We start from the raw sequence: 23266 nt of genomic DNA on the forward strand, positions 1-23266 counted from the left end.
GAAGAATTTATAATAATGGAAGAATATCAGACAAATCGATAAACTCTAGTTCAGTTTCTGCTTCTGCTTTCGAACGATAAACGGTAATTTTATCATAGGGTTTCATGTTGTCTTGCCATGTTCCTATATTACTCAGAAAATCTTCTAAGTTCTCAGAAATTATAAAGCACTCTAAGTCCCTATTGATATAACAAATTGGTGCGTCACTTTCTGAATCACACAATTGATAAACAGTTCCGACAAATCCACCTTTACTATCTTTTGCTATAATATCTACATGTGGAACCGTAAAAAACTCTAAATGTGGAATATCATCGTCAAAGATAAATTGAATATCATGATCGTTAGCGTATCTTTGATACTCCTCATTTCTATCATGAATACCCATTGAATAAATGGTTGTTCCTGCTGATATAATCTCAGTATCTTCTAAATTAACACCTATGGCTCCAGAAAATGCTGTTCTATCTAGATAGATTTTTCGCATATAAACCCCCGTTTAATCTTATTTTAAAGTAAATGCTCATTACTTTTACGATTTCTTATTCAACTAAACTGCCTCTTTACCACAATAGGAACTGTCACGAATACAGCTCCTTATTCAAGATAAGCACCCTTTTATTGAAATAACTTTATGACCTATAATGTTTTTTCCATTTTAATATTCTTTTCTATATATCCTAACTTTTCATATAAGCCTCGTGCTACTTTGTTGTGACCAAAGACGTGAAGTTCTATACTTTTCAATCCAATCTTCTTGGCTACAATCTCAATTTCTTGCATAGCTTGTTTGCCATAGCCTTTACTTTGATTTCCTTCCCAAATGTTAATATCATAAATAAACCCTTTTTCATCTGTTCTCTGTGCGAGCCAAATCATACCAACTTCTTTACTTCCATCATGAATTTAAATAAATAATGGTTTTTCGTATTCTGTCCTTTAGGCAACAACTTTTCATATTCCTGTGTTGCTTTGCTAATTGCCTCTTGTGACCCCCAACTGCCAGGCCAGATTTAATTTGTTTCGTTTGCAAAGTTTTTGATTGCAAAATTTTGATATTGTTGGAATTCATCTGCATTCATTTCCTCTAATCTCACCGTCATTTTACTTTCTCTCCCCTATAGAATAATAAGCAATAGGAGTGGCCAAATGACAACTTGTAACTGCTAAACTAAAGTAGTCAATTATTGCTAGATAAAAATGAACACTTTTCTTTGGGGGTATAGGCATGTAAAAGGCTGTTGCCCCGTAGGGGCAGCAGCCTTTTACATGCTCGCTGCTTACTAGGCCCTCAACTATTTAAATTCCTCCATTGCTGTATAATACATGTTTGTACAAAACAGCAATGGAGGGAACATGAAAGGTGGAAAAATGGAAAGTGTACATGGAAATCTATCAACTAAAACAACAGGGATTTAAGATACGAAGAATTGCTAGGAAGTTAGGTATTTCAAGAACAACCGTATATAAATATTTAGATAAATCCCCGGAGGAAATGAGTGAATGGATGGCTTCCACAAAAACTAGAAAAAAGAAGTTAGATCCATATGAAATGCTGATTCATACGTGGTTAAGTGAACACCCTGACACCTCCGGTGCACAAATATATGATTGGCTAAAAGAAAGATATAAAGATGATTTTAAGGTAGGCGAAAGTACAGTTCGGGGTTATGTAAAAGAGTTACGGGAAAAATACTCTTTACCTAAAACAGAATCCAAACGTATATATCAAGCTGTTCCTGAATTACCCATGGGACAACAAGTACAAGTTGATTTTGGTCAAACAGTCCAAAAAGCATCTAACGGGAAAGAGCAGAAATTATATTTTATTAGCTTTGTGCTCTCACATTCTCGTTATAAATATGCAGAATGGTTAGATAGACCATTTACTGCGAAAGATGTTATTCGAACACATGAAAATGCATTTCAGTTTTTTGAAGGGGTCCCACAAGAAATAGTTTATGATCAGGATTCTTTAATCGTAGTAAGTGAAAATTCGGGTGACTTAATCTTGACAGGTGAATTTCAAGCATATCGTGAGGAGAGAAAACTGAATCTGTTTGTTTGTCGTAAGGCGGATCCAGAGAGTAAAGGAAAAATTGAGAATGTCGTTAAATTTATAAAGAGAAACTTCGCCAAATACCGTATCTTTCAAAACATAGACCATTGGAATGATAGATGTATAGATTGGCTTGAGCGAACTGGAAATGGAAAAGTTCACAACGGTACAAAAAAAAGACCGGCTGAAGTGTTTGCATTGGAAAAACAGCACTTAAGACCAGTCCTTAAAAAATTCCATGTTTCACATGTAGATTCCAGTATAACAAGAACGGTACGAAAGGACAATACGATTGTGTATAAATCTAATCGTTACTCCGTTCCACTGGGAACGTATAGGGGTAGCGTCAGGAAAATGCGGATTTACAACGTTAAGGAAATCAAAATATAAAAAGTCTAATTTCTCGGTGTTATAAGTGAAAAATTAGGCTTTAGTTACTTCATTAAAGCGCCTGATTGTTGAAGACTAAAGTTTATATTCACCAAGAAAATTGATGTGCTCTTATCCTAACAAATTTTATTTAGGACTTACATGTATGCCTTCACTCTCTCGCCAATCTGCGTAAAGTATACGCTTTACATTATCATATCCATTGGTAGTTAATTGGTTATCTAACCACTGTTGATCAAATCCGAGTTCATGTAAATTATCCCATAAAATTTCCCCATCTATAATTAACGATGTTGGGAGGTCTACTGGACTTTCTGGAAGATTGAGATCTTGCTTGTCTGGTTTTTGATACTTGGATTTTAATAATAAACTTATTTGCCCATTAGCTTCCAATATACCGTATTTGACTTCGCGAACTGAAAAGACATTATTTTGACGGAGTATACTCAATACTTGATTTACATCCAATTTGTTCTTTGTAAGTAACTTTCTGTCCATAACACCATCTCGAATGATGATGTTAGGATTGCCTAATAAGAGAGAACGTGTCGATTTAATTTTTAGAGTCATAAACTCTATTCCCAACATAAGAAAAGTCCACAATCCGACGGCATATAAAAAATGAAAAATCCTTACCTTATCTTCATAAATGGTATTTCCAAAAAAATCTCCAAGTACTAACACAAAAACTAAGTGAAACGGGGTTAACTGATAGATGGATGTTCTGCCTGTTATGATAATGATAAAAAATAAAGTTGCAAAACCAACGATGACTTTGATCGTCAGTAAACCAATATTAACTTCTTCCAAAGTTTTTTCCTCCAATTTAAATTTTACTTAGGTGTAAGATCTTGAGGGTTTAGATAAAGAGGCTAGTTTTAGTATTAAAGCTCGAGTTACAATTCCAACAATGATGTAATATATGAATGAATATCTGTATCTCCACTCATAATAATACACAAGTTCGACCCACTCGGAAAAAGGTTCACCAATAAAGGCGTATGTGAGTACCATAGTGATTTGTGCGATTATAAAAATTTTCCATGTTCTAAAATATTGATATAACAACATGTAAGCTACAGGTACCATTGAAAAATCAAAAGGAAAGGCCCTAGGAATAAAAGGTAGGAATGCAATGGGGTAATCCCAAAAACTGTATTGTGCACCAACTACATCTAATAAGGTTGTTGTCAAGATAATTATGGTACCAAATAACAAAATTTCTAAAATAATGTCTCGTTTAACAAGTTTAGCCCATATAACCCAAGGCACAACTAAAAAAACGACTAGTATCCACCATTCCCAAGTTAAAAACTCATTTTTTAGCCAACCATTTAATTCTAAATGATAGAGCTTATCTTCTAATAAACGTATTTCCTTAAGATTTTCAAATATATTATCTATTGATATCACCTCTATATTTAAATGAAAAGGTAACAGATATTTTTGAATTCAAACTCTTTGAGCTGCCTTTTTAGTATTACCGTTTTTTAGTAATGAATTTCCATCGTAAATAAGAAAAAAACCATGTTGGAATTTCTTATAATACACGGGTTTTCGACTTTTTTTCAAATAAGTCAGAAATATATTAAAAACAAAGTTAAATCTAGATTTAAGATAGAACAATAAAAACAGGATACATCAACTTATAATAATGGAGAAAGCAGACGAGCACCTTGTTCAACAATGCGCTCGGTCAGGGATCGTTGCAACAAGTCTTCAATTCTTAATGGTACAGAATCAGTAAGATCCCTCTCGAACTGCTCTGTGAGTTCCCTTGCCACATCAGCACTGTACACGACTTGACACACCTCATAATTCAGGCGAAAACTTCTCATATCATAGTTTGCTGCGCCTACTTCTGCAATTTCCTCATCAATGATCATCAGTTTCGCATGTAACATTCCTTTATTGTACTGGTAGATTTGGACCCCAGCTTCTATAAGTTCCCCGTAATAGGTACGACTTGCATAGCCCACGCTTTTTTGATCAATGTGGCGAGGAACCAGCAATCTTACGTGCACACCACGAGCCACAGCTGTCTTTAATGCCATGATAATATCTGTTTCTGGTACAAAGTAGGGTGTTGTTATATCAATAGTTTTGGTCGCCTGTGTTATACATATAAAGTAAGCTTGACGAATAACTGGGGTAGGAATTCCAGGGTTTCCTTCCAACGTATGGATGTACGCTTTTTGCAATTCTCCTGTCTTTGTTTGGGTATTGTCTGTTTTACCTTCTATAGGCCATAATTCAGATCCTAATTCGGCAGACCATCTTGAAAGATCTATGCTGCCGGTTGGATTGATTTCCTTTGATTTATATTTTGGGATTTTAGTGGCCTTTTTCGTTGCCTCAGATTTTGTTTTTGACTTTATCCGTTCTGGTACAGCGATATTCCAATGAACGTCGAAGATAGTCTGCAAGTCGCCTGTTGCTTCCCCTATAATTTGCAAATGAGTGTCCCTCCAAAATCCTACGTCTGGCTTTAATCCTGTATATTCATAACCAACGTTCATACCGCCAGTAAAGGATTCCTTTCTGTCAATCGTCACAATCTTACAATGATCCCGATAATTCCAATTGGACAAAATCCAGGGAAAACTTAAAGGAAATATTGTCCGACATTCTATCCCTGCTTCCACCATCTGAAGAATTTTTTGACGCGGAAATTTTTTACTCCCCCAACCATCTCTAATAAAACGAACCCGCACTCCATTTACTGCTTTTTCGATCAGTAGTTCTGTGATGCGATTACCAATTTGGTCGTTCCGATAGATGAAATATTCCAGATCAATGGTTTTTTGGGCTTTTTGTAGGGATTCGATAAGTTGTTCATATTTTGCTATTCCATTGTTTAGTACTTGGACTTTGCCGACTCGAAGCCCATGCACAGTGAAATGCCGTAAAGCATCGGCGATTATCGATGCTGAATCACTATATGTATCAGGTAACTTCTCAGACTCATTATGAGAAGAGGTCAATCTTTTACGATGAATAAGCTTGGGATTTGATATGCTAAGATATAGTAAGAAACCAATGACAGGCAAAACAAGGACTATTATTATCCAATTCAAAGCCTTGGCAGGACGACGAACTTCCCAAATTGCTATGAATAACATAAAGAACGTATTTAACAGGTATAGATAAAAAATCCACTCCATAAAATTCCCCCTAGTTTTTTCTTAGCATGTACAAACTATGTAGCGAGTATACGTTTGGAATACGAAAGAATTGTTTAGATACCTTTTCTTATGAGGCACTCAAAATAAATATTTTGTAATTAGTTTATTTTGTCACAGGAATTTAAACGTCGGAAATGGATCGAAAAACAAAAAAGGAGGTTCGTTTTACATTTCTTCGATTTAATCCCAATACCTTCCGTAATTCTGATGTAGCTGACTACGAAAAAGACTCCAACAGGGGCAAGGCACTACTACTAATTGTTAACTTGGTTTTTTATAGAGTATTCATTTAATATTTGTAAAAAAGGGACATAAATGTATGCTTTTTTTCATACTGTATTTTGGAGGTGAAAAAAATGGCAAGAGTCGCTTACCGAGATGCAGACGTTGATTTAATGGCAAGGATGATGAGAGCAGAGGCTGAAGGTGAAGGAGTACAGGGGATGCTCTATGTTGGAAACGTGATTGTAAACCGTGCTGTAGCTGATTGTGCGGATTTCATGGATGTAAGGACCATTGAAGATGTTATTTTTCAAGTACAAGGGGGAAATTACTCCTTTGAAGCTGTGCAAAAAGGCAATATGTTTTATCAACGAGCAAGAGAATCTGAAAGAAGATTAGCAAGAAAGAATTTGGAATATTGGAGAGATTACCCAGCGAAATATGCTCTTTGGTACTTTAATCCATATGGTCCGTGTCCTCCAACATGGTATGGCCAACCTTTTAGTGGTCAATTTAAACAACATTGTTTTTATGAACCAGCGCCTGGAACATGTGAAAGCGTTTATAGTCGTTGAGGAAAAGATTCGAAGATTTTTAAAAACTAAAACTTTTAGCAGCAAAAAAAAGGAACTTCTTACTGGAAGATCCTTTTTTCAGTGCCTATAAAACTACTTACGTAAATATACCCCAACATTGTTAGAAGCCCTAGAATTCACTTCTACAAAATCAGGAGAGCCATTGCTTCAAGCTATTGAGACCATTAAAGAGATGAACAAAAATAATAAACGAAAAATTCCAGAAGGCGCTCCTTTGGACTTTATCTCGAATCGCTGGCAAAAGCACGTTTATGATGATGATGGGAATATAAATCGCCAATATTATGAGATGTCTGTTCTTACCGAGTTAAGAAATCTTGTACGCTCAGGTAACGTTTCTATTAAAGGAAGTCGTCAGCATCAAGATTTTGATAATTATTTAGTGACAAAAGAAGCATGGCAGCAAAACAAGCACCTTAATGGACTTACCGCACCACCTTCTGTTGCTGAATACTTAAAATTGAAAATGGATGCATTACATAATCGGCTTGAATGGATTAAAGCGAATATCACAGAATTAGATGGGGTTAATTTTGAAGACGGACGACTGCATCTCCATCGTTTGGAGAAAAACGTTCCAGAAACAGCACGAGAATATAGTTTATCTCTATATCAACTGATACCTCGTGTGAAGTTGACAGATTTACTTATGGAAGTAGCAAGTTGGACGGGATTCAAAAAGCAGTTCCTCCATGCTTCTACGCTGAATCCACCGAAAGAAGAAGAAAAGTCTGCAATCATGGCAGCGATTATGGCTATGGGAACAAACATCGGTCTTACTAAGATGGCAGAAGCGACACAAGGGGTTTCTTACCGGCAAATGTCCACAGCCGACAGTGGTGTTTATATGAAGATGCTATGAATAAAGCACAAGCCGTTATGGTGAATTTTCAACACCAGTTAAACTTGTCGTCGTACTGGGGCGATGGCAACTTCTTCTTCAGATGGAATGCGTGTTCAAGTAGGAGTTTCATCCTTACACGCTGATGCAAATCCACATTACGGCACAGGGAAAGGAACAACCATTTATCGGTTTGTTAGTGACCAATTTTCTAGCTTCTATACGAAAGTGATTAATACAAACGCAAGAGACGCTGTTCATGTTATAGATGGTTTATTGCATCATGAAACCGACTTGCATATTGAAGAACATTATACAGACACGGCCGGTTATCAATACCTTTTTGTAAAAAAATTAAAATTATTATGTGTTCTTTCATTGTAGACATGTACTTAACGAAAGATTTAAAAATGACTAACGATTTAAAGTCGTTAGCCATTATCTTTCACAATCGCGCTCGATTGTGGAAGATTTTAAAAAATAATAAAGCTTCAAAATTAATCTTTAGTTATTACTAACGCTTCCTTTACTTTTGAGAGCCAAATTTATTCTCTATTTCCTTGAAGTCTTTGCTATCAATATCTGGTGGTTCTTTATCATTTTCTCTTAATGTCCAATTAAAAAATCCAGAAATCAATGCAAATATGAGTGAACCTTGCGAAGCAATCTCAATATTCACCATAAATGTATCGAGTAACTCCATTAACACAAAAGTGAGACCTGTATTCAAAATAAATGACAACCAGCCGTTGCTTGATTGAATAATACCAACAAATCTCAAAGCTTTTGGTATCGCATTTGTAATGAGTGAGAGAGGTATTTCAAGGAATACATACATAACAAAGAAAAATACTAAAGCACTGATTGAATTATATTGTAATCCGAGTAACCTTAAAAATATGTATTCAAAAAAGGTAATACCAAACAAAATTATTAGTACGATAGATGTACAGATAACTATTGTTTTAATTTTATTTATCTTAAACGACTCCTTCCTAAATTTGCCCGTTAATTTAAGTACAACGCTTCACAACCTCTCTTAAATTTTATCATTATATTCAATTTTCTTTAAAGCTATTGTTCCAGAAAATGGCCCGATTGCTGAATACAACTTATCTTTTAACGGCATTGTCATATTACACAGAAAATCAAACAGGGAGGGAAAATCGTAGATCTTAAATTCCCTCATAAATCTTCCCAAATTTAATTTTCATTTGTTCTTTAATTTCTTTATTTTCCTTCTCTAAATCTTTGATTCTCTTCCGTAAGGAAGAAATAATTACATCTTTAGATGCGTCACTCATATTTCTTTTAGCTTGTTTTATTGAAGGGAGACCTTCTTGTTGATTGCGAAGTGTTTCGATTCGTTCTCGGAGTTCTGTATTTCTGTATAGAAATGCTTTTGAAACCCCTGATTCTGCAGAAACAGAGTTAAAATTGATTTTTATTTGTTTTTTTATCATCTTTTTGATCGCTTCTTCAACTTTTTGAATGGTCTTTTCCGTTTTTAACTTTGCATGTTTTATAATACCTTCGGTATTTGGGTTTTCATTAGACATTTTGCATCACCTTCTCACGTTCATCTCCAACATACTCACGCCTGGTTTTATCTAAACCAAAGATACCACCAGTATGTAGTAAACCATTTGCTAATTCTTTATATCTTTTTAATTTGGGCTCAATTAACTCAACGGAACGTAACCTTCCGGATTTTTTGTATACTCCAATATCAGCTTCCATTTTAGATATCTGTTCTTGGTAATAGTCGAGAAACGTCTTGTCAACGTGAAAACTTCGGCAGTTGTTTTTAATACAGGGTGGTTCTAATGTCTGTTCAAGAAAATCACAATGAAGTTTAGGGCTTTTTACACAAAACCCATGATCTAAACGAATGGAGTCCATGTTATGACGTATCCATTCCAGTTCAACTCCGTTTTCTTCAGCCTGTTGAGCTAAATTAGCGACAATAACTTCTCCATGTGTATCTAGTCTTACTGCGCCAATATCGCGAGCCTTTTCCCATTCATCACGGAGTGTTTGATCATGAATTTGGGCATAGACTAACGTCATTTCAGGACTGGCATGAGCCATCAGTTTTTGAACATGAAGAATATTCATTCCGTTATTAATCAAATTAACACCGTAACGGTGTCGGAACGCATGATTTTTAAACCAATAAATTTCTCCATCTTTGTCCTTAATATTACATCTGTTAGCTAGTTTATTAAGGTTCAACTTAATGGAATCTTGCGATATGGGATTACCCATCCTTTTCCCTTTAAGTGTTGGAAACAAATATTTCTTAGGGTTCGTGTCCAAAGTTGATCTCTTTTTTGTAAGTTCTTGCTGCGCTAGGACCACATTTGCAATTTCCTCTGAAATAGGAACTTTATGATTTTTATAACTTACTTTTCTTTGATCTCCGATAATCCACCAGCCATCTTCTTGATTTACTAAGCAGTCAATTTTAAGTGATAAAACGTCACTTATTCGAAAACCTGTAGCTTCCATTAGAAGAATTATAGGTATATGATCTGAGGAAAGTTGGTTAATATGGTAAATTAACTGTTCCCATACTTCATCCGGGATATATTTAATTTCACCAGCTTTTGCTCTTTTCTTTTTAGGGATATCTTCAATTGACAATAGTGAAATTACTGACTTTGTCGGAGCTTCTTCCCATTCGAATTTCTGTATGTATGAGATAAACGTTTTAAGGTCTATTAAAAAACGATTTACATAATTGTGATCTGGATTAATTAAATATTTTCCCTTTTTAATAGTGGAATGTCGCAAGTATTCAATGTACTCCTCAATATCCATTCTGGATAGCTGGTTTAATTCTTTCCACTCAGGATGTTTACCCTTCAAAAAGGTGAAGAAAAACGAAAGTCTATTTAAATAACATATTGCTGTAGAAAAGCTAATGGATTGCTGAACAACTAGGCGAGTCTTTATATATTTTTTAAATAATTGTCTATAAGGTTGTGGAACCTTCGAAAAGTCTAATGAATATCTACTAATTGTATTGTTATAATTAATATTCAATTTTCGTACATCCCAACAATCCTTGTCTGTTTCATCACGTTCATCATAAAGCTGATAATAAAATTCATAAACTTGAAGAAAGAGTCTAATATACAAAGATGGTTGGACTGTTGGTGACAACCATGGTGATGACTTTTTCCGGTGTACAATTTCAACTGATTTTCCATTCTCTACAAGAAATGTTCGATATTCTGTTAGAAACTTTTCCTTCTGTATATCAATAATAGAATCTAAATTGGCATAGTATCGAGAGATGAATTCTGTAAAAATTTTAAGACATGGAGAATAATGCATGAAAGCATAGGTAATCGAAATCCTTGTCTCCTTTAATCCCTTATAAAAATAGTATTTTAATTCATTTTTCAATCTAAGATTGTGTACCTTATCAAAAATCAATTTTCTATTCCAATCATAATGTTTATCCAGGATGGGACATTCTTGTACATTCCATACATCATTTGCCCAATATCCATGTAATGGTTCATTTATCTGTTCCAGATGGTGGGGAAGGGGTTTTATTTTCAATGTACTCTGTGTCATTATTTATCTCTTCTTCCTATTTTTTTGTTTGATTGAGCTTGTTCCCAGCTTCCACGTATGGTTTCATCGGATGCATGGATATAAGTCTGTATCGTTGTTTGAACGTGTGCATGCCCTAATAATCTCTGTATGATGGCAATATCTACTCCTGCTTCATGTAACTCTGTGGCATATGTATGCCGAAGCATATGAGGGGTAAAATCTATTCCTGTTTTTTTCTTCATCCGTTTAATTAAAGAACGTACAGAACCATCAGTCATTGGTTTACCACGATTTGGTCCAGTTAAGGTGATAAACACATAATTGCTATCAATTTCGTAAGAATGAAAGTCTATTAGATAATCTTGAAAGAGATTCATAGTCTCAATAGATACATAGACTTTTCGTTTTTCTCCATCGGATGTTTTGGATCTCCTAACCGAAATAGCATTTTTACCAATATCAAAATCCTCTACCCACAGAGAAAGGGCCTCTCCAATACGTAATCCACCTTCATATAAAATACGGAACAATAATTCATCCCGTATATTGCTGCAAGCATTATGAATTACTTGTAATTGGTTTTTATTTAACGTTTTAACTGTACGCTTTGGCTCCTTAACTTTTAAAATGTTTTTATCATAAGAATTCCCTTTTGTAATGTGATGGAGGAAGGGTTTAAACGTCCTAAAACGCCCTGGGGCCTGCTTTTTTAATTGATTATTTACATTTCCCACGTAATCCTCATTACGAGTCAAATAGTCATAGAATCCTATGACACAAGTTATGATGGTATTGACTGTTCTTTCTGATCGTTTAGCTAAGGTTTCTTCAAAGTAAATGACTTTTGTAGATTGATCGGGAATTCTCAGCCAACCGATGAATTGAGCCAAGATATCAAGGTTCACTTCTTGATATCTTAACCGACTTTCCTCTAGGAATTGAAAATAAAGCTTTAGATGGTAACAGTATGACTTTAGTGTATTTTCAGCTTTTCCAATGTTATCTAAATACTTTATATACTTTGCAACCGGTATGACCGGATAGCCTCTCTTATCAATTAACAGATATCTTTTCTTCTCTTGAATGAGAACTTCTTGTACTTTCAACATTCCACCCCCTAATTCGTAAGATACTATATATTCATAAATTTAATAGTACAAATAATAATTCTTTAATGAAATATAAAAGAAGTAGTTACTATCGCAAGATACGTTAATAACTACTTCTAATACTAGTACAATTAAGGCTGGTTATACGGATCAAGTATTCGGATTAACTAATTTGTTAGGATTTCGATTTGCCCCAAGACTACGAGACCTTGCAGATTCAAAACTTTATTCATTTGAAAAGCCAGACCAATATCCAGAAATGGAGAAGTTGCTTCGTGGAAGAATTAACACCAAGATCATTCAGGAAAATTATGATGATGTATTAAGGTTGGCACATTCCATTCGTAAAGGAACGGTCTCTGCTTCTCTCATTATGGGGAAATTAGGTTCTTATTCTCGTCAAAATAGCCTTGCTACTACATTAAGAGAGATGGGGCGCATAGATAAAACCTTGTTTATATTAGATTATATTTCTAGCGAAACATTGCGTCGACGAATTCAACGTGGATTAAATAAAGGAGAAGCTATGAATGCATTGGCGCGAGCTATTTTTTTGGGAAACATGGGGAACTTAGAGAAAGAGCATTACAAGATCAATTACAGCGTGCCAGCGCCTTAAACCTCATTATTAATGCTATTAGTATTTGGAATACCGTATATCTATCACAAGCAATTGAACATTTTAAAACTACAGGAAAGTATCAAGAGGAATTGCTCCCACACATATCACCATTAGGATGGGAACATATAAACTTTCTAGGAGAATATTCATTTATACCTGAGATTTTGAGCTCAATACATTCCCTACGTCCACTTAGGATATAAAAAGACCCTAATTTTTCTGCTTAGCGTAGAAAAATTAGGGTCATCATATCCAAAAAATGTCTTAGCGTATAATATCCGCGTTTTGTCGGCAGTACCCCTATTAGAAAATGTTGCAATATAAGTATTAAATTTCTTATTAACATCCTTGAATCTTGATACATAAAGAACACCGTTTGAGAACAAACGGTGTATAAACTTATTCATCAATAGTATCTGGATCTGTTGCGTCTTCAGGATCTTCAATTGATTCTTCTGTATCAGGGGTGACATTATGTTCATCAATAGTATCTGGATCTGTTGCGTCGATTGGATCTTCAATTGGTTCTTCTGTATCAGGGGTGACATTATGTTGATCAATAGTATCTGAATCTGTTGCGTCGATAGGATCTTCAATTGGTTCCTCTGTCCCTGGAGTTACATCCTCCGGTGGTGGATTATTATCGTCATCTCCATTATTACACCCTAATAACAAGAAAATTGAAAGAAAAACCGTTGATAAAAGTTTCATCCACTTAAGATTCATCTTACCGCCGCCCTTTCGATTGTTGTAAATTCTAAATTATTTTCTAAGTTGGTTAACAACTAACCAACCTTTTGTCTCGCATAACTATTGTTGTTTTACCTTGAGTTTATTCTTCTTGAACACGTGTTCTTTTATTGTATTACATTACCTCTATATGGATCTTGACTTTGCATGTAGTTAGAAAATTGCTGAACCGATTGTTGAATAGTTTGTTGAGTTTCTTTTTCCAAACCGTACCATCCGTTTTTAAACATTAAGTTATATATATTGCGGTGACAGTCTTCTGTTTCTTGGGAAACAGACGCTATTGTACGATACAACGATTCATGGCTAGCTTCTTTTAATGCAGTCGAGTATGAGGAAGATATATATTTTTCCGTAGTTAAGGCATCGTTTAGAAAATCTCTATCGTTCATTTGCGGCGTCTTAGGGACTGGTGTTTCAGGATTTTTAATCCTGTTTGGAGTATTATTTTCCACAATAGTTTCCTCCTTATTGATTCATATTTTGTGAAGGTTGAGTTACATACTGTTGCATCTGTTGAAGCAGCTGTTGATAGTGTCGATCATGCATTTGTCCAGCTTGTTCAAGTGCTGCTCTTACTTCGGGATTTTGGCATTGTTGAGCGAAAAAATGCATTTTCTTCATCGCAAGTAAATTCCAGCTTAACATATCGTTTACATAGAGATGATCCTTTGTTGACATTATTTCAGGCGGTTGTGTCATTAAAGCTTGTGCTTGTTGATTATTCATACCCGTCTGCATTTGTTGCATGATGTTTCCTCCTTGTTAACAATGTTGTAATCACATGGGTAGATTGCCACACAGTGGTCAAAAATATGCAGGTTTTTAGACTAGTTTTAAAGACCCCCCCACCTTTAGATAGTATTTGTGGCTAAACTAAATACTAATTTATTCTATTCCAGACCCTGTTTAAATCTAAGGGGACATAGACTTTATCACCATGAATTTCCTTATGTATGATAGGATTGGTAAAACTTTGATCTAAATAATTTTCAATTATTTTCTTATGTCTAGCTCGTGGTTTTGTTCCTAAAATATTTTCAGTATAGTCCTTGTACATTACTAATGTATACCTCGCTTTTTTTCACCATTTTCTTGTTTATTGAAAAAATATTAATAAGACAAACAAATTGTAAAATACTCCATTGACAAGTCCTTCACTGTGTTTGAAAAGGAATTCCCCTTTATTCGGATAAAATGCAATGTAACAATTTCCAAGACACCTAGTAACTACGAATAAATTTTCTGTATTTTAATCCGTTTATTTATAACTTAATTGTCCATTTTCACTATCCTCCTCTCATCGCTTTTTCTTACATGTGTTTCTTTTCCAAAAGCAGTGGAAAATTACATATCTAAATATTTAAATATTTAAAGTCTGATAAAATTCAATGAATAAAAATCTTTTTATACAGCAATATAATAAAGGTCAAAATAAAATATAGGAGGCGTTATTCATGACAGTGATCAGTGACGTTAAAACAGCTCTAGCAGGGTTAAAAAGTGCACAAGCTAGCTTTGAAACATTTGCTCTTAGTACAGATAATGAACAAGCGAAGCAACTCTATCAAGATGCGGCTAAACAAACTCAATCTGTAGTAGACAGCATTGCACCACGCGTTCAACAAATTGAACAAGAAGAACCTCAATACAAACAATAATCTTAATGCGACACAAAAGGATGGGTCGATATTGATCAACCTTTTGTGTGATTTTGAATGGATAAAATATGAGGTGATTTCATGAAAGGTAACATAACTAAATTAAAAATTTTGCTTTTATTACTAATCATCATCGGAATAGGTTCAGGATGTAACGAAAACCAGAATCAAATGGGTTATAACAATAAAGATTTGAGTATTTCACAAGTACATACAAGCAAGCCATTCGATCAATCTATCGCTAACCAGGCTAAAGAAAAGATGATTACTAAGGATGAAATTACGGATGTAAGGGCTGTGAATACAGATAAGGAGCTTTTAGTAGCGATAAAGGTAGAAAATTTCAATCGTTTTCGATTAAAAACTATCGAGAAGACAGTAAAATCTGACCTAGAAAAAATATATCCGAATCATAAAGTCGTCGTTTCGTCGGATAAAAAAATGTTCTGGGAACTCGAAAAAATAGAACAAAGACTGCAAAAAAACAATACGAATAAGAAAAGCTTAAAAAAGGATTTGAAAAAACTTAAAAGTCTTATAAAGGAAAAAACGTAAAGAAAGAGGAAGGATCGAGCTATGTCAAATAATCAAAAGAAACAGCTAACCCCAGTCCAACAGGAATACCAAGAATTACAAAAACAACGTGAAATAAAAAGACCGGTTGTAACAAATTGTATAAAAGCCTTTCTAACAGGTGGTCTCATCTGTCTTATTGGTCAGCTTATTCAAGACTTTTACATCTATTATTTTGATTTCACAGAGCAAACGGCCGGAAATCCGACGGTAGGTACTTTAATTTTTATTACGATGCTTCTTACCGGTTTTGGAGTATATGATCGAATGGCCCAATTTGGGGGAGCAGGGACAGCTGTACCCGTAACTGGTTTTGGTAATGCGGTCATATCACCTGCCATTGAACATCGAACCGAAGGATTTGTACTGGGCGTAGGCGGCAATATGTTTAAACTAGCCGGTTCTGTCATTTTATTTGGTGTGTTTTCTGCTTTTGTCATTGCCTTAATTAAAACAATTTTAATCAGATGGGGTGGTTTATAATGCTTGCAGGTCATCGTACATGGGTTTTCGAACAAAAGCCTGTGATTATTTCCACTGGAACAGTAGGTGGACCATTTGAAGCAGATGGAGCTATATCGGAAGATTTTGATCTTCTTCATGCCGATTTATGGCTCGGACAGGATTCCTATGAAAAAGCACATAAAGTTTTTTTTGAAGAAGCTTGTCAAAAGGCAATGGAAAAAGGAGAAATACAAAAGGAACAGGTTCAGTTTCTTCTCGCAGGGGACTTGATCAATCAGATTACTCCCACAAGTTTCGCTAGTCGAACCATTGGAGCTCCTTATTTTGGTTTATTTGGTGCTTGTTCTACCTCTATGGAAGGATTGGCTCTAGGTGCTTATATTATTAATACAAAGGGGGCTAAATATATATTAACAGGGGCTTCGAGTCATAACACAGCTGTTGAAAAACAGTTTCGTTATCCGACAGAATATGGAGGACAAAAACCACCTACTGCACAATGGACGGTTACTGGTGCTGGTGCGGCCCTTTTAAGTGATTCTGGGGATGGACCGAGTGTCACTTCTGCTACGATAGGCCGTGTGATTGATATGGGACTGACCGATCCATTTAATATGGGAGGGGCTATGGCACCAGCTGCTGTTGATACGATTGAAGCGCATTTAACGGAAAGAAACATTGATTCCTCTTATTATGATTTAATCGTCACTGGGGATCTTGGCAAGATAGGGCGTGAAGTTTCCCTTGATTTATTTAAAAAGCATGGAACTTCCATTAGTGAAGGACAATTCCAAGATTGTGGACTTATGATTTATCGGAAAGGACAACCAGTCCTCGCAGGGGCAAGTGGGGCGGGGTGTTCAGCAACAGTAGTCTATGGTCATTTATTAAATCGCATGAAAAAAGGCGAATTTAAAAGAATGTTAGTAGTGGCCACTGGTGCTTTATTATCACCTCTTTCTTTCCAGCAAAATGATACGATTCCTTGTATCGCTCATGCGGTATCGATTGAATACGGAGGTGAACAATCATTATGACCTACTTTTGGGCTTTTACCGTAGGTGGTTTGATTTGTGTCATTGGGCAAATTTTGTTTGATGTGTTTAAACTAACTCCGGGACATACGTTAAGTACCCTTGTAGTAGTGGGGGCCATTTTAGATGGGTTTGGATTATATGAACCCTTGATTGACTTTGCTGGTGCAGGAGCTACCGTACCCATTACAAGTTTTGGAAATTCCCTTGTACATGGGGCTATGCAAGAAGCCGAAAAACACGGGTTAGTTGGTGTACTCACAGGGATATTCGAAGTAACAAGTTCCGGTATTTCAGCTGCCATTATTTTTGGAATGCTGGGAGCTTTGATTTTTAAACCTAAGGGATAAGGAGGATGTAATATGACCGTAGGATCGGATGTAAAACAATGTCTTGCCAGTTTAAAAGGTGTGGAAGCTAGTCTATCCAGTTTAGCCATACGGACACAAGACAACGAATCCAAGAAAACTTTACATGAAACGATGATGGTAGTAAACGAACTAGTGACAGATTTGAAAAAAAGAGTTGGAGAATTGGAACGAGAAGAATTTCAGTACAAAGGTTTTTAAAAGATGTAATTTTTATAGGAGGTGTTAAGTAGTGCCTGAATGGTTAGATATTGCAGTACGTTCAATCTTCTTTGTTGTTGTTTTATTTTTAATTACAAAATTATTAGGAAAGAGACAAATATCTGAATTATCTTTCTTTGAATATGTCACCGGTATTTCCATTGGAAGTATAGGTGCTGAAGTTGCTATGGGACTTGAACGGAACATTTTTCACGGTATTATTGGAATTTTCATCTTTGCAGCAATACCCTTTTTATCTGGTTTGCTTTCCTTAAAAAGTAAAAAGTTCCATGATTTTGTAGAAGGAACAGGAACTGTCTTTATAAAAGATGGGAAAATCATGGAAGATAATTTAAAAAAGGAAAGATACACGACAGATGAATTATTAGAATTACTTCGTAAGAAGGATGTTTATCAGGTGTCTGATGTAGAATTCGCTGTATTAGAGGCAACAGGGGATTTATCCGTCATGTTAAAGAAAGAAAATCAACCATTAACAGCAAAGGATCTAAACTTGACGGTTGCTTCAATTAAAGAGCCTCAGACTGTCATTATGGATGGTGTGATCATGGATGAACCACTTGCGACGATTGGACGAAGCCGTGCTTGGTTACACACTGAATTAGAAAAACTTGGTGTAACGGTAGAAAATGTTTTTCTTGGACAAGTTAATTCCTATGGAGAGTTAACAGTTGACCTGTTTGACGATCAATTACAAGTCGCATCTCCTCAAGAAAGACCTTTAATTCTTTCGACAATGAAAAAATGCCAAGCAGACTTAGAGTTGTTTGCTCTTGGAACCGAATCAAAAGAAGCTAAGCAAATGTATAGTAAAAATAGTGAAAAACTACAAGAAGCTATTGATAAAGTGATGCCTATTTTAAAAGGATAATGGTTTATTTCGCTATCTTGGATGATCTTAAGACACATAACAAAAAAGTAGTACCATTTTTTTATATAATATCATTTAGTCGAATCTTGAAAATAAAATCTTTGGAAAAATATTTTTTTTAAATTGATTAGAGGGTGCTTAAAATATTAAAACATTACTGGTTAACTTTCTCTGTTAATTTTTGCCGTATAGTCAAAGAGATGAACATCCTTAGTCTGACTTCAGACTAAGGTGATTTTCCCTAAGAGATGTTAGAAGTGTCTAATTTTTTAGTTAAATTAATTTTTATATATATATTGTTTTTATTGTAGCCATAAAAATTTTAGGGAAATCAGCCCTAGCACAACTTACCCCTCACGATTTTGGAGCGATTCTATTTTTATCTTATTTAGCATTTGGGTCCATTAAAGTAAATGGAGTAACAGAGGGGATTATTGGAACCATTGTTATAACGGGCGTTCACTTAGTTATATCAAAATTAAGTTTATTAAATTGGTTAAACCCTTTTATTATAGGAAAACCGACTATTTTAGTTAAACATGGAAAAATTGTATATAAAAATTTAAGGAAAAATAGATATCCTTTATCTGAGCTGTTGTCAAGTTTAAGAACAGCAAGATATCCAGATATTCAAGATATTGAATATGCGATTTTGGAAGCAACAGGTGAAATCAGCATTTTACCAAGGAAAGAATTAGTTCCTGTTACTCCAAAGGATTTACATATGAAAGTAGAATACCATGGATTCCCAATAGCTGTTGTAATTGAAGGGAAAGTTCAGAAGCGTAATTTAAAATTAATCAACAAGAATGAAGAGTGGCTTAAGCAAGAACTAAAGGCAAAGGGATATCATCAAATTAAAGATATATTTTACGCTTCTGTTAGAATACCGACCATTCACTAAACATTAACACATTTGATATTAGCGACTAATCTTAAAACGATTTCCCCTCCCTATATTAATCCTAGATAAACGGTTTTAGATAAATATGGTTTTCTTAGTACAGTACCTTATCAAACTATCAAGTTCTAAGTATTTTTGAAGAAAGATGAGAAACCAAATGCATCATTATAACTTTTTCCATACTATGGGGATATAAAGAGTGAAACTTTGAGTGTGGTTGTTGTTTAATAATTAATTTTCTTTCCCGAAAAAACAGTCAAATGCCTAAAAGGCTAATGCTATAATAGAGTTTTCCATTAATCTAATAAAAATCAAATTGATCCGAAATAATTAAAAAGCCGATTTTTCCTTGACATAAAAGGAGAATCGGCTTTTTACTAGTTATCCCTATTACTCATCTTTATTATCCCTATCGCCTATATCTTCTGCATCTTCTATTGGATCTTCTGGATCTGGATCATTATCATTTTCATCATCTTTAAACATGTTATCATCTTCGTCAACACCGGGTGCATCTTCAAGATCTGCATTATCATCATTCGTATCACCGTTTTCAATAACATTATTGTTATCCTCTGGTGGTGGATTCTGATCATTATTGTTACAACCGACTATTAACATGGTAGATAAAATTGCAACGGCTAGTATAAGAAACCATTTTTTGTTCATGGATGTCCTCCTTTCATGATTTAGTATTATGTTTAAAACTATAAATAGTATCATTCCCTATAAATGTTAAATTATGATCGCTTTTAACAAGTAATTAGGCTAGAAAATTTAAGCATTACAGCCAATCGAATAGAGAAGTAGATAATTTCACTGAATTCATTTTTTCATGTCAAGCGTTTAGAAAAGGATATGGGTGATAAACCAATTTAGGCGAAATGTAGGTAAATACCTATCCCTATGACAATTGCGGAACATATTATGGTTTAAGTTTTTCAAAGAAGGAATTTAAGGGGATGTTTTTTTTGAAGAGGAACATGGGAATGTGTATTTCTTGTGAAGATTATTTCTGGAAAAGTCAACTTTCAATGTTACCAAGTGGTTCATTTCTTCTTAATAAATGGTACTGTCCACAATGTTATCCTAAAGCCTTAGAAGAATATACTAGAATTTATTGGGGTAACGCCTGAATCACTGATATGCCTCCTTAAAAATTTAGGGAAAATATCTAATTCCGAGACCATGGTTAAATTTATAGATGAAATTTATAAAAAGAATAAAAGTTAAAAGGAGAGTTGTTTCTTTTGAAAGTTAAAGGGAGATGTTCCTGTTGTAAAATTCTGTTGCAAAACGATCTGACGTGCCTTAACGAAAAATACTGTTCTAAATGCTTTATAGAATTCCTAAAAATATATTTCAAGCTAAAAAGGGAAGCTTAGAATAATGAAAATAAATGATATATGAAGACAAATTCAAAAAAACTGCCCATTTTCAAAATCGCTCTAAAGGGTCGCCAACTATCACAAATTTAACGCCAACTTAAATATAGATGACGAAAATTCCTCCCTAACACGTTCATAAAGGGAGGTTATTTTAATAATACTTTATCTTTTTATTTAAATTCAGCATGGAACTTTAGTTTTATAACTTCTAAAAGTCAAAAAATTAAACGAGATGCAGGACAAATCACTATTTGTAAAGAAGTCTATGAAAACGAACAAATACTTGGTGTAGTCTTTATGGTTTTATTGGAAGGATTATCTTGATCCTAATACAGAATATGCTTTTAACATTCAAATACAATAACTAAATCAAAAAAAGTTGATTTACTGAAATTACTTCTTATTTTTAAGTGAAATCTTAATTGCTATTGCACTACTTACCTCATTGAATTCAATTAAGAAAAGGTGCTTTTTTCGCACCCGATAGCACAATAGGTGATTGTTTTTTAGATCACCTTTTCACACATATTGAACAATCTATACATTCTATATATATAAACCAATCATTGCTGAAATGACGCCTACTGTAATAGAGGTAATGACATATATAGTGCTAATTTAATTTTGTTTGATTGTATTAGAGTTATAGTTTCGTACCCAAAAGTTGAGAATGTTGTAAATGCACCACAAAAACCTACACCAGCAAAAACTCATGTTTCTTCTAACATCCATCCTTGTTTGCGTTTCATCTCTATCCACACTCGTTCCGACATATCACCTCGTCTTTTAACGTTAAGCTCAATTCTGAATTAGAAATCTCTCTTTTCTTATTTTCAGTTGTTTCTTTTCCATAGACAGTGAACTTAAATTAAACAATGATAACACTATGACTGGAATTATATTAAAACGTTTCATCTGAATCTCCTCTGATTTTACAAAGGTTATTTTCCCCTACTATCACTGAATATGTTGGTTGTTAATTATTCAGACTTCTGCCCGTTAGTTTAGGAGTAATTCCTTCACATAGTAATTAAAAGAGGAGCAAGAAGACAGTTTTTCTAAATTCCTTTCAGAATTTGTTTATCACATTCCCTGTATTACAGGTTTTCTGTAAATTATGTATAACTGTAAATACAGGAGGAAGTTTTTATAATCATAAAATTAGTGCTTAGTGTTAGGGATTTTTCATCCTCATAGTTAGTTACAACTTTACCTCTGAGTTTTTGCTTTAAAATAAGACATTTCATTATCCGCCATCATAAATAATGACGAAGTATCTTTACAGTTATACCCACTTACGTTTTCAACTGTAATTATGTATAACTGTATGTACAGCTATACATAATTACATCTCTTGTATTTTAAATACTTCTTAATTGCCTTTTCCAACAATATCTATCATGGTAGTGCCGTTTATAGCAGCATGATTACAATCCCTTTTAAAAAGATCTGCATCCAATTCAAAAGTGACTTTTTTCCCATTTTATTTCTCTGTAGATACATCTTTCTGTAAACCTGTATTTATGAAATCATTATCGTTTTTTATACTTCTTAACTATATAAAGTTTTTAGCGATTCTATAGATCTGGTCTTATAATAAAAACAAAATCCTAATTCTTCTCTCACTAAAAACTCTGTGTACTGTACCCATTCATCTGGAGTTCTACCCAAAATAAGTTGATTGCCCGGGTTACCGCCTTATTCAGCAGCCATTGCATCTGCTTTTGTTTGATGTATCGTTCCAAATGGATGTTCTGGAGGTGCATAAATGCTAGACAACTTTAATGGCTCATTTCCAGTGTTTGTTAAATTATGCCACGTACCAGCAGGAACCATAATAGCATAATCTTCAGAAACCCTTCTTTCATAGTTCAAATTATTTTCTGTGATCCCCATTTGAACAAGACCCTGACCTTCTTCAATGCGTAGAAACTGATCCACATCTGGGTGAACTTCTAAACCAATGTCCTCCCCGACACCAATACTCATTAATGTAACCTGTAAATTATTTCCAGTCCATATCGCTGTGCGAAAGGTACGATTTCTTTCCGCAGCTTCTTTTATATTTATTACAAATGGCTGTTTCCCTAAGTCTTTAAATTCTATATTTTCTGCTCTTTCTCCTATGTGCATAGGTTGATACAAACTCTCCATATTTGTTGCTTGTGGATAGTTCCAATATATAGGATGTTGGCAAACATAGGGCATTGGAACATTTACAAAGTTATGCGGATACATATAGGGGGAATAATACATATTTCTCACTCCTAAATTATAGTTAAAGTATCCTATGCACAATACCCAAGAAATGTGCACATTAATAAAATAGAAGGGTATATTTTGGATTTTCCAACGATTCATACCAATTTCTGGGATGGTGTTATCGCTGTGCCTGCTATCATAATAATGACTCAATGTTTAAAAGTTTTCCCTATA

General features: G+C 34.5%; 24 protein-coding genes and 3 pseudogenes. 12 read left to right on the plus strand and 15 right to left on the minus strand.

Annotated features, from left to right (window positions below):
- Window positions 1–7: 7 nt before the first annotated feature.
- Together AB1K81_RS10925 and AB1K81_RS10930 are read right to left on the minus strand one after the other, a co-directional pair.
- Window positions 8–487: a hypothetical protein gene (locus AB1K81_RS10925; protein WP_412976690.1), complete on the minus strand. Its 480-nt coding sequence runs from the start codon at window positions 485–487 to the stop codon at window positions 8–10.
- A gap of 152 nt (window positions 488–639) precedes the next feature.
- Window positions 640–879: a GNAT family N-acetyltransferase gene (locus AB1K81_RS10930; protein ID WP_412976691.1), complete on the minus strand. Its 240-nt coding sequence runs from the start codon at window positions 877–879 to the stop codon at window positions 640–642.
- Between the two features lie 484 nt (window positions 880–1363).
- Between AB1K81_RS10930 and istA the strand changes: the two genes are divergently transcribed.
- On the plus strand, window positions 1364–2449 hold the full coding sequence (istA, locus tag AB1K81_RS10935; RefSeq protein ID WP_412976692.1) for an IS21 family transposase: 1086 nt from the start codon (window positions 1364–1366) through the stop codon (window positions 2447–2449).
- 126 nt (window positions 2450–2575) lie between these two features.
- Here the strand turns inward: istA and AB1K81_RS10940 are convergent, their stop codons facing one another.
- The 3 genes from AB1K81_RS10940 to AB1K81_RS10950 all read right to left on the minus strand — a co-directional run bounded on the left by AB1K81_RS10940 (window position 2576) and on the right by AB1K81_RS10950 (window position 5613).
- Window positions 2576–3259, minus strand: a complete 684-nt coding sequence (locus AB1K81_RS10940; protein ID WP_412976693.1) for a DUF421 domain-containing protein — start codon at window positions 3257–3259, stop codon at window positions 2576–2578.
- A gap of 27 nt (window positions 3260–3286) precedes the next feature.
- Window positions 3287–3862 (minus strand): CBO0543 family protein, encoded by a 576-nt coding sequence (locus AB1K81_RS10945; RefSeq protein ID WP_412976694.1) that lies wholly within the window; start codon window positions 3860–3862, stop codon window positions 3287–3289.
- Between the two features lie 233 nt (window positions 3863–4095).
- Window positions 4096–5613, minus strand: coding sequence for a phospholipase D-like domain-containing protein (locus tag AB1K81_RS10950; RefSeq protein WP_412976695.1), 1518 nt, complete (start codon window positions 5611–5613; stop codon window positions 4096–4098).
- A 377-nt stretch (window positions 5614–5990) separates the two neighbouring features.
- Here AB1K81_RS10950 and AB1K81_RS10955 point away from each other — a divergent pair, with 377 nt between their 5' ends.
- Window positions 5991–6431 carry a cell wall hydrolase gene (locus AB1K81_RS10955; RefSeq protein ID WP_130004285.1) on the plus strand — a complete coding sequence of 147 codons (441 nt, stop codon included), beginning with the start codon at window positions 5991–5993 and terminating at the stop codon, window positions 6429–6431.
- A gap of 97 nt (window positions 6432–6528) precedes the next feature.
- Window positions 6529–7626: pseudogene (locus tag AB1K81_RS10960) on the plus strand (Tn3 family transposase); the annotation flags it as partial.
- Between the two features lie 193 nt (window positions 7627–7819).
- Here AB1K81_RS10960 and AB1K81_RS10965 read toward each other — a convergent pair.
- From AB1K81_RS10965 to AB1K81_RS10980, 4 genes are all read right to left on the minus strand, one after another.
- On the minus strand, window positions 7820–8272 hold the full coding sequence (locus AB1K81_RS10965; protein ID WP_412976861.1) for a YrvL family regulatory protein: 453 nt from the start codon (window positions 8270–8272) through the stop codon (window positions 7820–7822).
- A 196-nt stretch (window positions 8273–8468) separates the two neighbouring features.
- Window positions 8469–8852, minus strand: coding sequence for a DUF6262 family protein (locus AB1K81_RS10970; protein ID WP_061794293.1), 384 nt, complete (start codon window positions 8850–8852; stop codon window positions 8469–8471).
- Complete coding sequence (locus AB1K81_RS10975; protein WP_412976696.1) at window positions 8845–10881, minus strand: tyrosine-type recombinase/integrase; 2037 nt, start codon at window positions 10879–10881, stop codon at window positions 8845–8847. Before AB1K81_RS10975 ends, AB1K81_RS10970 begins: the two co-directional genes overlap by 8 nt.
- The gene (locus AB1K81_RS10980; protein WP_061794291.1) at window positions 10881–11972 is read right to left on the minus strand and encodes a tyrosine-type recombinase/integrase; all 1092 of its coding nucleotides are present in this window, start codon (window positions 11970–11972) and stop codon (window positions 10881–10883) included. The genes AB1K81_RS10975 and AB1K81_RS10980 overlap by 1 nt, the downstream gene beginning before the upstream one ends.
- Window positions 11973–12099: 127 nt before the next feature.
- On the opposite strand from AB1K81_RS10980, the pseudogene AB1K81_RS10985 reads away from it, so the two are divergent.
- Window positions 12100–12797 (plus strand): annotated as a pseudogene (locus AB1K81_RS10985) (Tn3 family transposase); the annotation flags it as partial.
- A gap of 196 nt (window positions 12798–12993) precedes the next feature.
- On the opposite strand, the gene AB1K81_RS10990 reads toward AB1K81_RS10985, so the two are convergent.
- From AB1K81_RS10990 to AB1K81_RS11000, 3 genes are all read right to left on the minus strand, one after another.
- The gene (locus tag AB1K81_RS10990; protein ID WP_009336493.1) at window positions 12994–13320 is read right to left on the minus strand and encodes a hypothetical protein; all 327 of its coding nucleotides are present in this window, start codon (window positions 13318–13320) and stop codon (window positions 12994–12996) included.
- Between the two features lie 131 nt (window positions 13321–13451).
- Window positions 13452–13799: a spore coat protein gene (locus AB1K81_RS10995; protein WP_412976697.1), complete on the minus strand. Its 348-nt coding sequence runs from the start codon at window positions 13797–13799 to the stop codon at window positions 13452–13454.
- A 13-nt stretch (window positions 13800–13812) separates the two neighbouring features.
- Window positions 13813–14085 carry a hypothetical protein gene (locus AB1K81_RS11000; protein WP_034298115.1) on the minus strand — a complete coding sequence of 91 codons (273 nt, stop codon included), beginning with the start codon at window positions 14083–14085 and terminating at the stop codon, window positions 13813–13815.
- 716 nt (window positions 14086–14801) lie between these two features.
- On the opposite strand from AB1K81_RS11000, the gene AB1K81_RS11005 reads away from it, so the two are divergent.
- From AB1K81_RS11005 to AB1K81_RS11040, 8 genes are all read left to right on the plus strand, one after another.
- Entirely contained in the window at window positions 14802–15005 is a 204-nt protein-coding gene (locus tag AB1K81_RS11005; protein ID WP_091776065.1) for a DUF1657 domain-containing protein, read from the plus strand.
- An 81-nt stretch (window positions 15006–15086) separates the two neighbouring features.
- On the plus strand, window positions 15087–15560 hold the full coding sequence (locus tag AB1K81_RS11010) for a YhcN/YlaJ family sporulation lipoprotein (RefSeq protein ID WP_144521956.1): 474 nt from the start codon (window positions 15087–15089) through the stop codon (window positions 15558–15560).
- Between the two features lie 21 nt (window positions 15561–15581).
- Window positions 15582–16061 (plus strand): stage V sporulation protein AC, encoded by a 480-nt coding sequence (spoVAC, locus tag AB1K81_RS11015; protein ID WP_144521957.1) that lies wholly within the window; start codon window positions 15582–15584, stop codon window positions 16059–16061.
- A complete protein-coding gene (gene spoVAD, locus AB1K81_RS11020; protein ID WP_144521959.1) occupies window positions 16061–17080 on the plus strand; it encodes a stage V sporulation protein AD in 1020 nt (339 codons plus the stop codon). The genes spoVAC and spoVAD overlap by 1 nt, the downstream gene beginning before the upstream one ends.
- Entirely contained in the window at window positions 17077–17427 is a 351-nt protein-coding gene (spoVAE, locus tag AB1K81_RS11025; RefSeq protein ID WP_144521961.1) for a stage V sporulation protein AE, read from the plus strand. The genes spoVAD and spoVAE overlap by 4 nt, the downstream gene beginning before the upstream one ends.
- Before the next feature lie 12 nt (window positions 17428–17439).
- Window positions 17440–17646 carry a DUF1657 domain-containing protein gene (locus AB1K81_RS11030; RefSeq protein ID WP_120377811.1) on the plus strand — a complete coding sequence of 69 codons (207 nt, stop codon included), beginning with the start codon at window positions 17440–17442 and terminating at the stop codon, window positions 17644–17646.
- A 31-nt stretch (window positions 17647–17677) separates the two neighbouring features.
- The gene (locus AB1K81_RS11035; protein WP_412976698.1) at window positions 17678–18538 is read left to right on the plus strand and encodes a DUF421 domain-containing protein; all 861 of its coding nucleotides are present in this window, start codon (window positions 17678–17680) and stop codon (window positions 18536–18538) included.
- A gap of 277 nt (window positions 18539–18815) precedes the next feature.
- Window positions 18816–19442 (plus strand): DUF421 domain-containing protein, encoded by a 627-nt coding sequence (locus AB1K81_RS11040; RefSeq protein WP_144521965.1) that lies wholly within the window; start codon window positions 18816–18818, stop codon window positions 19440–19442.
- Window positions 19443–19832: 390 nt separating this feature from the next.
- Here the strand turns inward: AB1K81_RS11040 and AB1K81_RS11045 are convergent, their stop codons facing one another.
- The 3 genes and pseudogenes from AB1K81_RS11045 to AB1K81_RS11055 form a co-directional block, all read right to left on the minus strand.
- Complete coding sequence (locus AB1K81_RS11045; RefSeq protein WP_144521967.1) at window positions 19833–20111, minus strand: hypothetical protein; 279 nt, start codon at window positions 20109–20111, stop codon at window positions 19833–19835.
- A 1300-nt stretch (window positions 20112–21411) separates the two neighbouring features.
- Window positions 21412–21489, minus strand: a pseudogene (locus AB1K81_RS11050) (hypothetical protein); the annotation flags it as partial.
- Window positions 21490–22528: 1039 nt separating this feature from the next.
- Window positions 22529–23086, minus strand: a complete 558-nt coding sequence (locus tag AB1K81_RS11055; protein ID WP_412976699.1) for a cupin domain-containing protein — start codon at window positions 23084–23086, stop codon at window positions 22529–22531.
- Window positions 23087–23266: the final 180 nt, after the last annotated feature.

It is taken from the genome of Ornithinibacillus jepli (assembly GCF_047228935.1).
GTDB lineage: Bacteria > Bacillota > Bacilli > Bacillales > Amphibacillaceae > Ornithinibacillus.

Coding starts and splice junctions, on each gene's coding strand:
- AB1K81_RS11045 (WP_144521967.1), bottom strand. CDS start 20,111: ATGAACAAAAAATGGTTTCTTATACTAGCCGTTGCAATTTTATCTACC.
- AB1K81_RS11030 (WP_120377811.1), top strand. CDS start 17,440: ATGACCGTAGGATCGGATGTAAAACAATGTCTTGCCAGTTTAAAAGGT.
- AB1K81_RS10975 (WP_412976696.1), bottom strand. CDS start 10,881: ATGACACAGAGTACATTGAAAATAAAACCCCTTCCCCACCATCTGGAA.
- spoVAE (WP_144521961.1), top strand. CDS start 17,077: ATGACCTACTTTTGGGCTTTTACCGTAGGTGGTTTGATTTGTGTCATT.
- AB1K81_RS11005 (WP_091776065.1), top strand. CDS start 14,802: ATGACAGTGATCAGTGACGTTAAAACAGCTCTAGCAGGGTTAAAAAGT.
- AB1K81_RS10930 (WP_412976691.1), bottom strand. CDS start 879: ATGATTTGGCTCGCACAGAGAACAGATGAAAAAGGGTTTATTTATGAT.
- AB1K81_RS10980 (WP_061794291.1), bottom strand. CDS start 11,972: ATGTTGAAAGTACAAGAAGTTCTCATTCAAGAGAAGAAAAGATATCTG.
- AB1K81_RS10970 (WP_061794293.1), bottom strand. CDS start 8,852: ATGTCTAATGAAAACCCAAATACCGAAGGTATTATAAAACATGCAAAG.
- spoVAC (WP_144521957.1), top strand. CDS start 15,582: ATGTCAAATAATCAAAAGAAACAGCTAACCCCAGTCCAACAGGAATAC.
- AB1K81_RS10925 (WP_412976690.1), bottom strand. CDS start 487: ATGCGAAAAATCTATCTAGATAGAACAGCATTTTCTGGAGCCATAGGT.
- AB1K81_RS11000 (WP_034298115.1), bottom strand. CDS start 14,085: ATGCAGACGGGTATGAATAATCAACAAGCACAAGCTTTAATGACACAA.
- AB1K81_RS10990 (WP_009336493.1), bottom strand. CDS start 13,320: ATGAATCTTAAGTGGATGAAACTTTTATCAACGGTTTTTCTTTCAATT.
- AB1K81_RS10950 (WP_412976695.1), bottom strand. CDS start 5,613: ATGGAGTGGATTTTTTATCTATACCTGTTAAATACGTTCTTTATGTTA.
- AB1K81_RS11010 (WP_144521956.1), top strand. CDS start 15,087: ATGAAAGGTAACATAACTAAATTAAAAATTTTGCTTTTATTACTAATC.
- AB1K81_RS10955 (WP_130004285.1), top strand. CDS start 5,991: ATGGCAAGAGTCGCTTACCGAGATGCAGACGTTGATTTAATGGCAAGG.
- AB1K81_RS11055 (WP_412976699.1), bottom strand. CDS start 23,086: ATGTATTATTCCCCCTATATGTATCCGCATAACTTTGTAAATGTTCCA.
- spoVAD (WP_144521959.1), top strand. CDS start 16,061: ATGCTTGCAGGTCATCGTACATGGGTTTTCGAACAAAAGCCTGTGATT.